The organism is Modicisalibacter sp. 'Wilcox' (genome assembly GCF_010993675.1).
Taxonomy (GTDB): domain Bacteria; phylum Pseudomonadota; class Gammaproteobacteria; order Pseudomonadales; family Halomonadaceae; genus Modicisalibacter; species Modicisalibacter tunisiensis.
In genome coordinates, this window is record NZ_WNXF01000005.1 from 210849 (window position 1) to 223260 (window position 12412).

Below are 12412 nucleotides of genomic sequence, written 5' to 3' on the forward strand. Positions count from 1 at the left end.
GACCGGGAGCCATGGTGGGTATCGTGGGGAATGAGCGCTCCCCGCAAACGCTCAGATCGCGGTGACGAGGGTGTTGACCAGATAAGCGTTGTAGCCGAGGTAGGCCAGCAGCAGCGTGAGCGCCTCGAGCCGATTGATGCGCCCCTGCCCGCGCACGCCGATACCGAAGATCAGCAGGGCCAGCGTCAGCACCGCCATCACCGGCCAGTCGCGAACCAGCACCTCGGCATCGACGCCGATCGGCTTGATCACCGCCGCCAGGCCTACCACCGCCAGCAGGTTGAACAGGTTGGAGCCCACCACATTGCCCAGCACCAGGTCGTGCTCGTTCTTGCGCACGGCGGCGATCGACGAGGCCAGTTCCGGCAGCGAGGTGCCCAGCGCCACGATGGTGAGGCCGATGATCAGGTCGCTGACACCGAAGGCCTGGGCCACGTAGACCGCCCCCCACACCAGCAGCCGCGAACTGACGATCAACAGCAGCAGGCCAACCAGCGTCCAGACAATGCCGGCACGCAGCGACATGGGGTGTTCGGCCATGCTCTCCTGGGTGTTGGCGCCGAGCGCGTCCCGGCCCTGCCGGCGGGCACGAACCACGCTCAGTGTCATCACCCCGGCCAGCATGACCAGCAGCAGCACGCCATCCCACCGCGAAATCGTGCCGTTCAGCAGCAACGCACCGGCGATCAGGGTGGCCACGCCCAGCAGCGGCAATTCCTGGCGGATGACCTGGGAATGCACGGCCAGGGGGCTGACCAGGGCCACCACCCCCAGAATCAGGCCGATATTGGCAATGTTGGACCCGTAGGCGTTGCCCAGCGCCAGCCCGGGATTACCATCCAGCGCCGCCAGCGCCGAGACCATCATCTCCGGCGCCGAGGTGCCGAAACCGATGATCAGGATACCGATCAGCAACGAGGGCACGCCCAGGTGAGCGGCCGTGGCCGCCGCACCGTCGATGAAGCGATCGGCGCTCCAGACCAGCAGCACGAGACCGGCGAGAATGGCTGCGATTGCCAATAGCACGTGTAGACTCCCTTGATTCATGATCCATCGAAGCCGAAACGGCTTCGGCACGCCGCATGATGCCCAAGATCAACCGCGGCGGCCAGCCGCGGGGGCACGAAACGGTGTTCGACCCGTGACTTGAAAGGGTTACACTAGCCACATGTCCAATGCACCTCTTGCATGCCGGTGATGCCTCGGACGCCCTCGCCGGCCACCCCCCGCCTGCCGCTCGCGCCGCCACCGAGGACGCGGCGGCGCCTGCGCGTCTGCCACGAGTGCGACTGGCTGGTGGCGCTGCCGCCGCTGCGTCCGGGCGAGCGGGCCGACTGCCCGCGTTGTGGTCACACCCTGGTCACCCGCCACGCCCAGCCGGCCCAGCGCAGCCTGGCCCTGGCCATGGCCGCGCTGGTGGCGCTCGTCGTGGCAGTGGCCTTTCCCTTCATCAGCTTCGAGATCAGCGGCGTCGGCAACCGCATCGGGCTCTACGACACCGCCGCGAGCCTGGTGCACTTCCATCAGCCGCTGGTGGCGATCGCCGTCATGCTCACCATCGCCGTGCTGCCGGCGCTGTATCTGTGCAGCGTGATCTGGCTGCAGATCGGCCTGCTGCGCCGACACCCCCTGCCCCTGAGCCGCACCATCGCCCGCTCGCTGGTGCACATGCACCCGTGGATGATGGCTGACGTGTTCATCGTCGGCGCGCTGGTCAGCCTGATCAAGGTCGCCAGCCTTGCCGCGATCAGCCTGGGGGTCGCTTTCTGGGCCTTCTGCGCCTTCGCGCTGCTGTTGCTGCTGACCACCCTGTCACTGGACCGCGATTGGATGTGGTTCTCGCTGACCGGCGAGCCGCTGGCTCCGGCCCACAGCCGTACCGGGGCCACGGCCGCCGAGCAGGGTCTGGCGGGCTGCCCCACCTGCGGGCTGGTCAATCGCCTCGATGAACAGGGGCGCGGCCGCTGCCAGCGTTGCGGGGAGCGCCTGCATGCCCGGCTGCCTCACAGCCTGCAGCGCACCTGGGCGCTGATCATCGCTGCATCGTTCATGTACCTGCCGGCCAATCTCTACCCGATCATGATCACCACGCACCTGGGCGAGGCCCACCCCTCGACCATCATCGGCGGCGTCGTGCAGCTCTGGCAGATGGGATCGTACCCCGTGGCGCTGGTGATCTTCGTCGCCAGCGTGCTGGTCCCGGTGGGCAAGCTGCTGGCCCTGGGCTGGCTGTGCTACGCGCTGCGCCATCGCGCCGGGCGCTTTCGCATGACACGCACCCGGCTGTATCGTCTCACCGAGCTGATCGGTCGCTGGTCGATGGTCGACGTCTTCGTGGTGGCGATCCTCGTCGCCCTGATCCGCGCCGGCGCCCTGATGTCGATCACCCCCGGGCCCGCCGCCCTGGCCTTCGCCGCCGTGGTCGTGCTGACCATGCTGGCCGCCATCAGCTTCGATCCGCGCCTGCTGTGGCAGGCACCCCGGCCCCCTGAGAAGGAAGCCTCTCATGCCTGAAGCGCACCGCGCCCGTCGCCATGCCCAGTCACGCATCTCGCCGATCTGGATCGTGCCCCTGGTCGCGCTGGCGCTCGGCCTGTGGCTGGTGTACGACAATGTCAGCCGGCGTGGGCCGCAGATCACCCTGGAGATGCCCAACGCCGAGGGCATCGAGGCCGGCAAGACGCTGATCAAGACCCGCAACGTCGAGGTCGGCCGCGTCGAGAGCGTGCGCCTGTCGGACGACCTGAGCCACACGGTGGTCACCGCGCGGATGAGCGAGGATGCCGAGCGCATGCTCAACGCAGGCACCCAGTTCTGGGTGGTCAAGCCGCGCATCGGGCGCGAGGGCATCAGCGGCCTCAATACCGTGCTCTCGGGGGCCTACATCCAGCTGCAGCCCGGCCAGAGCGACGAATCCCGCTACCATTTCAAGGTCCTGGAGCAGCCGCCGGTCGCCCCGCCGGGCGCCGAGGGCATCCGCATCAACCTGATCAGCCAGCTGGGCAGCTCGCTGCGGGTCGGCGACCCGGTCACCTACCAGGGCTTCACGGTGGGCCGGGTGGAAGACGCCACCTTCGACCCCGAGGATCGCGAGATGCACCACCGGCTGTTCATCGAGTCCCCCTATGACGTGCTGATCACCGAGGCGACCCGCTTCTGGTCGGCCTCGGGCATCAACGTCAGCCTCGATTCCGAAGGGGTCAGCCTGAACGTGGAATCCCTCGAGGCGGTGGTCGGCGGCGGCGTGACCTTCGGCATCCCCGAGGATGTCGCTCCCGGCCCCAAGGCCAGGCCGGACAGCACCTATCAGCTCTTCCCCGACGAGGAGAGCGCCCTGCAGGGCACCTACAACCGCTATCTGGAATACGTGATGCTGGTCGACGACACCGTGCGCGGGCTCTCCAAGGGCTCGCCGGTGGAGTACCGCGGCGTGCGCGTCGGCACCGTGGTCAGTGTGCCCTGGCACTTCACCGCGCCGCAGCCCGACACCCGCCAGCGCTTCGCCATTCCCGTGCTGATCCGCATCGAGCCCCAGCGGCTGAATGCCGGCAGCGACGCACCGATCGACCTCGATGCCTGGCACGAGCGCTTCACGCGGATGTTCGACTACGGGCTGCGCGCCTCGCTCAAGGCCGGCAACCTGCTCACCGGCGCGCTGTTCGTGGACCTCAACTTCGACAAGGAACTGCGCGGCGACTACCAGGCGGAAACCTTCGAGGGCAAGACGGTCTTCCCCACCACCGCCGGCGGCTTCGCGCAGATCGAGCAGAAGGTCTCCAACCTGCTCGACAAGCTCAACGCCCTGCAGGTGGAACCGATACTCGACAAGCTCGATCAGACCCTGGCCACCTCGCAGGCCACCCTCGAGGAAGTCCAGCACAGCGCCGAGGCACTGCGCGCCATGCTGGATGACCCGGCGACCCGCCAGATCCCCGGCAATCTCAACCGCACGCTCGAGAACCTGCGCACCACCCTCGACGGCCTGTCGCCGGACTCCGCGGCCTATCGCCAGCTCAACGACACCCTGCAGGGCATCGAACGCCTGGTCCGGGACCTGCAGCCGCTGGCGAAGACCCTCGAGGAGCAGCCCAATGCGCTGATCTTCGATCGAAAGCCGTCGAGTGATCCGGTCCCGCGGGCCCCCGAGCGCTGACCTTGACAGGGAGATGAAGGGATGCAAGTCACCAAGCCGCTTTGCCTGATGCTGCTGGGCGCCCTGCTGGCCGGCTGCGCCAGCGGCGGCGGGCCGGCCACCGAACGCTACCTGCTGCCGGCCGGCGACACGACCACGTCCTCTGCCGTGCGGGGTCCGGCCGAGCACACCCTGGTCATCGATGACGTGCGCGTCGCCCGCTACCTGGATGATGCCGGCATCGTGCTGCAGACCGATCCCCTGCGCTTGCAGGCGGCCGGCCGGCACCAGTGGGCGGAACCGCTCGACCGGCAGCTGGCGCGGACGCTGCGTCAGCGGCTGAGCCGTGCCCTGCCCGGGACGCGCGTGCTCGGAGGCACCGGCCCCGACACGGCCTGGCACCTGTCCGTGGAGGTCGAGCAGTTCCAGGGCCGCTACGACGGCCGGGCCATCGCCGGCGGACTCTGGCAGCTGCGTGACGGGCAGGGCGAGCTTCGCCGACAGTCGTCCTTCCAGGCCAGCGAAGTGCTGGAGCAGGACGGCTACCCGGCGCTGGTCAAGGCCCTGGGGAAAAGCTGGAACAGCGTGGCCGAACAGATCGCGGAAGGGCTCCGGCGCCAGTGGCAGGCCCCCGAAGGCACGAAAGGGACGGAAGAGAAGGAAACGACGGGAGAAGCCGCCGAAACGGGCTGATCGCCTCGGCTCGACAGGCCATCAACAGAGGGAGGCACGAAAGCCGGCTCAGTCCTCGGCCTCCTCGGCGGCCCTGAGGCGGCTGCGCAGACGGGCCACCGCCTGACTGTGAAGCTGGCAGACCCGGGATTCGCTGACCCCGAGCACCGCCCCGATCTCCTTGAGGTTGAGCTCTTCCTGATAGTACAGGCCGAGCAGCAGCTTCTCGCGTTCGGGAAGCTGCTCGATCGCCGCGACCAGGCGCTCGCGCTGCTGCGAGCCGGCCAGCGCCTCGAAGGGTGACGGCGGTGCGCCATCACCGGCCTCGGGTTCACCGCCCTCGGCGATGATCTCGTCGAGCCCCATCAGGTGGCCGCCGTTGGTATCGGCCAGTCGCTGGCGATACTCGTCGACCTCCAGCGCCAGGGCGTCGGCGATCTCGCATTCCTCGGCCTGACGCCCCAGCTGCTGCTCGAGCCGGCGGATGGTCTCGTCGATCTCGCGGGCATGGCGGCGGACGCTGCGCGGCACCCAGTCGCGACTGCGCAGCTCGTCGATCATCGCCCCGCGAATCCGCTGGCTGGCATAGGTCGCCAGGCTCGCCCCCTGCTCGGCGCTGTAGCGCCCCAGGGCATCGAGCAGTCCGACCATGCCGGCCTGAATCAGGTCGTCCAGATCGACGCTGGCCGGCAGGCGAACCTGGAGCGCCAGCGCCTGGCGCCGGACGACGGGCAGGTACTGGTCCAGCAAGGCCCGTTGATCGATTTTACCCTGTGCCGTGTACATCTTCGGTTCCAAGCCTGCAGCCGGTGGCGGCGCCGAGCGGCGACCGATACCGGCATTATGTCGCTCTCGCCGGACACCCCAAGCGGCGAATACCTGACCGGGTCTCGGGCTATTTAGCGTTTTGCGTCTCGCGATAGTTGACGATCACCTGGAGTCCGGTGAAAGGTACCGCACCACGCCGGGTGCCGGGCGGCAGGCGAAAGCGCAGGGTCAGCGGCTCGCGGGCCGGCAGACCGCGCAGGGCCTCACTGCGCCCGCGCGCCGCCGGCAATTCCAGGCAACGGCGGGGATGGCACAGCCAGGCATCCAGCCCCGGCAGACCCGCCGGCACCCGGAACCGCCAGGACACGGTGGTGATGCGCCCGGGCCGCAGCCCCGGCGGTGGCGTGATGGGCTCGGCGGTTGCCACGCGCCCGGGCGTGCCCAGCGTCACGCCCGGCGCCCGCCCTACCCAGCTTCCCGCACCGCTGGCCGGCCCGGCCATCAGCAGCAGCCCGGCCACCAGCAGCCCGGCCGACAAGCGCCGCGCCCGGCTCATGCGTCGGGTCGCCGACGCCGGGGAACGGGCACGATCCACAGCTCGAAGCCGAAGAAGCTCGCCGCGGCCTGCTGCAGGTTGGCCAGCAGTCCGACCCGCGAGGCCAGCGGCGGATGCACCAGCAGCAGCCGGCGCGGACCACCCCGCTGCGCCAGTCGTTTCAGCAGGCGGTAGGTGCGCCGAAAGGCCTCGGCATCATTGCCCACCCACAGCGCCCAGCGCGACTGCTCGCCGACCAGGGTCGGCAGGTGCGGACTGTCCACCGACGTGGGCACGATGCGCCAGGCGTCCGCCTCGCCGACCCACTGCTGGCCCTGTGCCTGCCAGCGGGCCAGCGCCTCGCTGACCGGCCGGGTGTCCGCCTCATCACCGCCCGGCAGCCCCAGCACCAGCAGCAGCCGGCGCGGCGCGGGCGCCGTCTCGGCCACCACGGCGGGGGACGCTGCCAGCTCCAGTAACGCCTCGACAATCCAGGTCGGCGTCCCGGTTTCCTCCGCCGTGGCAGGCGTTTGCGTTTCCGGCGTCACCGCCTCTGCCCGCTCGCTGCTGTCGTCGGCCTCCGGCACCGGCGCCATCTCGGCGGCCCAGCGTCGCAGGCCGGCGGCCTGATCCCCGTCACTCATGAGGCGTCGTCACCTCCGCCCAGCAAGGGCCCGGCCGCCAGCACGAAGGCGTCGCGGGCGGCCAGCAGGTGCCACAGGGCCTCGAGCAGGACGGCGGCGCTGCGCTTGCGCGAGCCGCCCAGCAATGCCAGCAGATGACCGCGCACATCCATCGCCCAGTCGGCGGTTTCCTGATCGAGGCGCACCGCCAGGGCGGCGAGCGCGGAGGCCAGCCAGGCACGCAACTCGGTGTCGACACCCTCGCCGGCCTCCGGCGCCAGCCATTGCCAGGCGCGGCTGGCCAGCGAGCTCCATTCCTCGGCGACCAGGTGCGCGACCAGCAGCACCGGGCGCGAGGCCGCGGCCTTGTCCGCCGCGAGCCAGTAGCGCGTCAGGCGTCGGCGGCCGGTGTCCGGGTCGCGCAGTACCGCGAACCAGGCCTGGAGCGGGGTTCCATCGCTCAGCGACACCGGCAGCCAGCCCGTCGCCAGGCGGCCCTCCCGCCCCCGGTACCGACAGTTCAGCGTGTCATGCACGCCCGCCTGCTCGGCGAGCGCCTTCAGCGCCAGCCGCTCGCCTTCGAAGATCACCCGCGTATTGGCCTGGGCCAGTGCCAGCCAGTCGCTGCCGGCATCCAGCAGATGCCGGCGGGCCGCGGCCGAGGGACAGCGGGGCAGGAAATGACGATCGACACCCAGCCGCGTCTCGACGGCAGCCAGCCTCTCCGCCTCGCCCGCCGGCTGGCAGTGGCTCGGCCAGGGCGCCGCCAGCGGCAGCCCCCGGGCATTGAGACACAGCGCCGGCAGACGGCACTGGCTGCCCTTGATCGGCCCGTGGCGTGACCAGAGCATCACCGCCGCCGCCTCCTCGCCGATCGCGGGCAGGCCCCGCAACCGGTCGAGGTGCGCCTGTTGCCGCGCCAGCGGCAGCCCCTGCAGCGGCCAGGCGGCGTCGAGCGCGGCCACGCCGCCGACGCGGGCCCGCAGCTGCGCCATCACCACCGCCAGCGAGCGGCCCTGCCCCAGCAGGCTGCGGGACAGTCCTCGCCAGCGCCGCGCCGAGGGGGTCGCCTGCCAGGCCAGCGGCTCGCCGACGAAGGCCGAGTCGTCGACGGGGGTCAGCGACTGCCCGACCAGCCCATGCGGGTCGACCAGGCGCAGATCCTCCGGCACCTGCTGGCCCTGGGAGACATAGTGCAGCCGCAGGTCGTGGCGGATGGCGATGTCCAGTACCGCCCCCAGCCGCGGTGCCTCGTCGACCTTGGTGAGAATCGCGCCATACAGCGGCGCGCCGGCGGCCAACGAGGCCCGCTGGTAGGTCTCGACCACCTCCTCGAGGGTCTCGCCGTGACTCGCCGCATTGAGCAGCAACAGCCGCCGCACGGGTCGCGCCCCCTGCCCCAGCATGGCCACCTGATCGACCAGCCGGCGGTCGCGCTGGCTCATGCCCACGGTATCGATGATCACCAGGCGCTTGTCGGCCAGGCGCGCCAGCAGATCGTCCAGCGGCGCGTCGGCATCCAGCGCATGCACCTCGGCGCCCATCAGCCGGGCATAGATGCGCAGCTGCTCGTGGGCGCCGATGCGGTAGCTGTCGGTGGTCACCAGCGCGACCCCGCCCGCGCCGTGGCGCATCACGTAGCGGGCCGCCAGCTTGGCGGTGGTGGTGGTCTTGCCCACCCCGGTGGGCCCCAGCAGCGCGAAGACGCCGCCCTCGTCGAGCAGCCGGGACTCGTCGTCCAGCACGGCCAGCCGCGAGACCAGCTGCCGCTCCAGCCAGGCCAGGGCCGCCTCCGCCGTCGCATGGACGAGCTCCAGCGGCAGGGCGTCGAGCAGCTCCCGGGCCAGGGCATTGCCGTAGCCGGCGCCCTGCAGGCGGCGGTTGAGCATCACGCGATTGTCGTCCTCGGCCGTGCCCACCGGAGCGGCGGCCTCCTGACGGCCGACCAGCAGCGCGCGCAGGTCCTGCATCTCGCCGAGCAGCCGTTCGCTGAAGGCGGCGAACGGGTCGCCCGGATTCGGGTCGCCCGGACGCGGGTCGCCCGGACGCGGGTCGCCCGGACTCGGGGCCGCCGTGTCCGGGGGCGGCGTGTGCTCGGCAGGGGCCGAGGGTGCCGGACGGGAAACCGCCGGCGGCGCAGCCGCGGGCGACGAGCCGGCAGGACGGGAGGCCGGCCCGGCATGAGCGCCGCTCGGACGATCCGGCGCTTCGCCGGCGGGACGCGCCTCACCGACGGCCGACCCCGGCCCCGCCGGCGGCACCATCTCCTCGGCCAGCGCCAGGATCTCGACCCCCTCGGCGACCCGACGATTGGCCAGGATCAGGGCGTCATCGCCCAGTGCGGCCCGCACCCGGCGCATGGCCTCGCGACTGTTGGCACCGACGAAACGCTGAACACTCATTATTGACGGCCTCCGACCAGAGCGGTGACGCGGATGGTTCGATCATCGGGAATCTCGGCCTGCGACATCACCACCAGCTGACGCAGCCGGCGGCGCAGGAAGCGCGACAGCAGCGGCCGCAGGCTGTGCGGCACCACCAGCACCGTGGGCTCGCCCAGGGCCTCCTGGCGGGTCACCGCCGCTTCGGTCTGCTGCATCAGGGTGTCGGCCAGCCCCGGCTCGATGGCGCCTCCGCCGTTCATCGCCTGGCTGAGCACCTGCTCGAGGTTGGCGTCCAGGCCGATGACGTGCAGCTCGCCCTGGCCGGGGAACCACTGCTGGGTGATCGCGCGGCCCAGCGCCACGCGCACCACCGCGGTCAGGTCCTGGGTGTCGCTCTGCGGCGAGGCGTGCTCGGCCAGGGTATCGAGGATGGTCCGCAGGTCGCGAATCGACACCTCCTCCTCGAGCAGGTTCTGCAGCAGGCGCTGCAGGGTGGTCAGCGACACCAGCTTGGGCACCACATCCTCGACCAGCGACTTGCTCTCCTCGCCCAGCTTGTCGAGCAGCTGCTGGGTCTCCTGGCGGCCCAGCATGTCGCCGGCGTGGCGGTGCAGCAGGTGATTGAGATGCGTCGCCACCACCGTGCTGGCGTCGACCACCGTGTAGCCGTAGACCTGGGCGTGCTCGCGCTGGCCGGCGTCGATCCACACGGCGGGCAGGCCGAAGGCCGGGTCCTGGGTCGGCGTGCCCTCCAGCTGGCCCGAGACCTGGCCGGGATCGATGGCCAGCCACTTGCCGGGATGCGCCTCGGCGCGACCGATCTCCACGCCCTTCAGGGTCAGCACGTAGGTGTTGGGACCCAGTTCGAGATTGTCGCGGATATGCACCACGGGGGGCAGGAAGCCGACCTCCTGGGCGAACTTCTTGCGCACGCTCTTGATGCGCCCCAGCAGCTCGCCGTCCTGACGGTGATCGACCAGCGGAATCAGGCGATGGCCGACTTCCAGCCCCAGGGTGTCCACCAGCTGGACGTCGTCCCAGCTGGCCTCGGGCACCTCGGGCGACGGCGGCGGCGCCTCCTGGGTGGCCTGCTCGGCCAGCTTGTCGTCGCGCTGGCGGATCATCCACCAGGCCAGCGACCCCAGCAGGGTACTGAACAGCAGGAAGACCAGGTTGGGCATGCCCGGCACCAGCCCCAGCAGCCCCATCACGCAGGCGGCCAGCACCAGCACCTGCGGATTGGCGAACAGCTGCGAGATCATCTGCTGGCCGACATCCTGCTCGGTGTTGACCCGCGAGACGGTGACACCGGCGGCGGTGGAAATCACCAGCGCCGGAATCTGCGCCACCAGGCCGTCGCCGATGGTCAGCAGCGCATAGGTGCGCGCGGCGTCGGCCACCGCCATGTCGTGCTGGATCACGCCGATCAGCAGCCCGCCGATCAGGTTGACCACCATGATGATCAGGCCCGCCACGGCGTCGCCGCGCACGAACTTGCTGGCCCCGTCCATCGACCCGTAGAAGTCGGCTTCCTGGGCGACCTCGGCGCGACGCTGCTTGGCGTCCTCCTCACCGATCAGGCCGGCGTTGAGGTCGGCGTCGATGGCCATCTGCTTGCCGGGCATGGAGTCCAGGGTGAAGCGCGCGCCCACCTCGGCGATGCGCCCCGCCCCCTTGGTGATGACCATGAAGTTGATGATCACCAGGATCAGGAATACCACCAGGCCGACGGCGAAGTTGCCGCCGATCAGGAATTCGCCGAACGCCTCGATCACCTTGCCGGCCGCGTCGCCGCCCGCGTCGCCGTTCATCAGCACCACGCGGGTCGAGGCCACGTTGAGCGAGAGCCGCAGCAAGGTGGTGAACAGCAGCACCGCGGGAAACGCCGCGAAGTCCAGCGGCTTCTGGGTGAACATGCTGACCAGCAGCACCATCACCGACATGGCGATGTTGAAGGTGAAGAACATGTCGAGCGCGAACGGCGGCAGCGGCAGGATCATCATCGACAGGATCATGATGATCAGCAGAGGCCCGGCCAGCAGCTTCATTCGGGCATCGCCGAGCCAGTTCTGGCGGCCCAGCGTATCCATCAGATTCATGGCGTCTCCTCGCGGGACGATGCGGCATCGTCATCCAGGGCGGCCGGTATCGGCAGGTTGCCGGGCGGCTCGGGTACCTCGCCGCCATCGCGACGTACCTGATGCAGGCGGAAGGCCCAGGCCATGACCTCGGCGACCGCCGTGTAGAGGTCGACCGGGATCTCCTGATCCAGGTCGACGTGACGATACAGGGCCCGCGCCAGCGGCGGCGCCTCGAGCCGGGGCACCTGGTGCTCGTCGCCGATCTCGCGAATCCGTGCCGCCACGGCGTCCGCCCCCTTGGCGATCACCCGCGGTGCGCCCATCTCGCCATCGCGGTAACTCAGCGCCACGGCGTAATGGGTCGGGTTGGTGACGATCACGTCGGCCTCGGGCACCTTGCTCATCATGCGCCCGCGCGCCATGGCCTGCTGCTGCTGGCGGATCCGCCCCTTGATCTGCGGATCGCCCTCCGACTCCTTGTGTTCCTTCTTGATCTCGTCCTTGGTCATGCGCAGCTTCTTGTTGTGACTCCACAGCTGATAGGGCACGTCGATGAGGATCACCACCACCAGCGAGAGCACGATCAGCGCGCAGCACACCGCCGCCAGCCGCATGGCATGGGCCAGGGCCTGCTCGAGCGGCTGACTCATCAGTCCCAGCAGCTCGTCGCGCTTGAACCACACGAAGACCCCGGCCACGCTGCCGGTGAGCAGCGACTTGGCGATCGCCTTGGCCAGTTCGGCGACGATCTGCGACGAGACCAGGCGCTTGATGCCCTTGAGCGGGTTGAGCTTGGAGGGCTGCGGCTTGAGCGACTTGCCCGACAGCACCCAGCCGCCCAGCAGGGCCGGAGCCACGGCAGCCACCACGGTAAGCAGCAGGAACAGCGGCAGCACGGCCACCAGGCTGTGTTCGCCCAGCGTCCACAGCTTGGCCAGCATGCGCGTGGTGTCGAAGGCGATGCCGCGATCGAAGAGAAAGGCCTGCTCCATCATCAGGCCGAGCTGGTCGTAGAGCTGCGCGCCCAGGCTCCACAGACCGCCCACCCCGGCCATCAGCATCAGGAAGGTGGTCAGCTCCCGCGAACGAGCGATCTGCCCTTCTTCACGCGCCTTCTCGAGGCGGCGTGGCGTCGGGTCTTCTGTCTTGTCCTCGTCGCTGCTGTCCTCGGCCATCGCCTCTGTGCCACATCCTGGCCCTTGCGGAATCGTGGCTTA

The 12412-nt window shown here is 70.0% G+C and carries 10 protein-coding genes; 3 read left to right on the top strand and 7 right to left on the bottom strand.

Annotation, left to right across the window (positions count from 1 at the left end):
* Nucleotides 1-51: 51 nt before the first annotated feature.
* Nucleotides 52-1026 (bottom strand): calcium/sodium antiporter, encoded by a 975-nt coding sequence (locus G7A98_RS06955; RefSeq protein WP_163648823.1) that lies wholly within the window; start codon nucleotides 1024-1026, stop codon nucleotides 52-54.
* 171 nt (nucleotides 1027-1197) lie between these two features.
* On the opposite strand from G7A98_RS06955, the gene G7A98_RS06960 reads away from it, so the two are divergent.
* The 3 genes from G7A98_RS06960 to G7A98_RS06970 are packed head-to-tail and all read left to right on the top strand — an operon-like array spanning nucleotide 1198 to nucleotide 4825.
* Nucleotides 1198-2514, top strand: coding sequence for a paraquat-inducible protein A (locus G7A98_RS06960; RefSeq protein WP_240464694.1), 1317 nt, complete (start codon nucleotides 1198-1200; stop codon nucleotides 2512-2514).
* Complete coding sequence (pqiB, locus tag G7A98_RS06965) at nucleotides 2507-4153, top strand: intermembrane transport protein PqiB (RefSeq protein WP_163648827.1); 1647 nt, start codon at nucleotides 2507-2509, stop codon at nucleotides 4151-4153. Before G7A98_RS06960 ends, pqiB begins: the two co-directional genes overlap by 8 nt.
* 21 nt (nucleotides 4154-4174) lie before the next feature.
* The gene (locus G7A98_RS06970; RefSeq protein WP_163648829.1) at nucleotides 4175-4825 is read left to right on the top strand and encodes an ABC-type transport auxiliary lipoprotein family protein; all 651 of its coding nucleotides are present in this window, start codon (nucleotides 4175-4177) and stop codon (nucleotides 4823-4825) included.
* A 48-nt stretch (nucleotides 4826-4873) separates the two neighbouring features.
* Here G7A98_RS06970 and G7A98_RS06975 read toward each other — a convergent pair whose 3' ends face one another.
* From G7A98_RS06975 to flhB, 6 genes are all read right to left on the bottom strand, one after another.
* Nucleotides 4874-5590 carry an RNA polymerase sigma factor FliA gene (locus G7A98_RS06975; protein WP_163648831.1) on the bottom strand — a complete coding sequence of 239 codons (717 nt, stop codon included), beginning with the start codon at nucleotides 5588-5590 and terminating at the stop codon, nucleotides 4874-4876.
* A gap of 109 nt (nucleotides 5591-5699) precedes the next feature.
* Nucleotides 5700-6128, bottom strand: a complete 429-nt coding sequence (locus G7A98_RS06980; protein WP_205596233.1) for a flagellar protein FlhE — start codon at nucleotides 6126-6128, stop codon at nucleotides 5700-5702.
* Complete coding sequence (locus G7A98_RS06985; RefSeq protein WP_163648832.1) at nucleotides 6125-6751, bottom strand: hypothetical protein; 627 nt, start codon at nucleotides 6749-6751, stop codon at nucleotides 6125-6127. Before G7A98_RS06985 ends, G7A98_RS06980 begins: the two co-directional genes overlap by 4 nt.
* A complete protein-coding gene (gene flhF / locus G7A98_RS06990) occupies nucleotides 6748-9132 on the bottom strand; it encodes a flagellar biosynthesis protein FlhF (protein ID WP_163648834.1) in 2385 nt (794 codons plus the stop codon). The genes G7A98_RS06985 and flhF overlap by 4 nt, the downstream gene beginning before the upstream one ends.
* Entirely contained in the window at nucleotides 9132-11213 is a 2082-nt protein-coding gene (gene flhA, locus G7A98_RS06995; protein ID WP_163648835.1) for a flagellar biosynthesis protein FlhA, read from the bottom strand. Before flhA ends, flhF begins: the two co-directional genes overlap by 1 nt.
* Nucleotides 11210-12370 carry a flagellar biosynthesis protein FlhB gene (gene flhB / locus G7A98_RS07000; protein WP_163648837.1) on the bottom strand — a complete coding sequence of 387 codons (1161 nt, stop codon included), beginning with the start codon at nucleotides 12368-12370 and terminating at the stop codon, nucleotides 11210-11212. The genes flhA and flhB overlap by 4 nt, the downstream gene beginning before the upstream one ends.
* Between the last annotated feature and the right edge of the window lie 42 nt (nucleotides 12371-12412).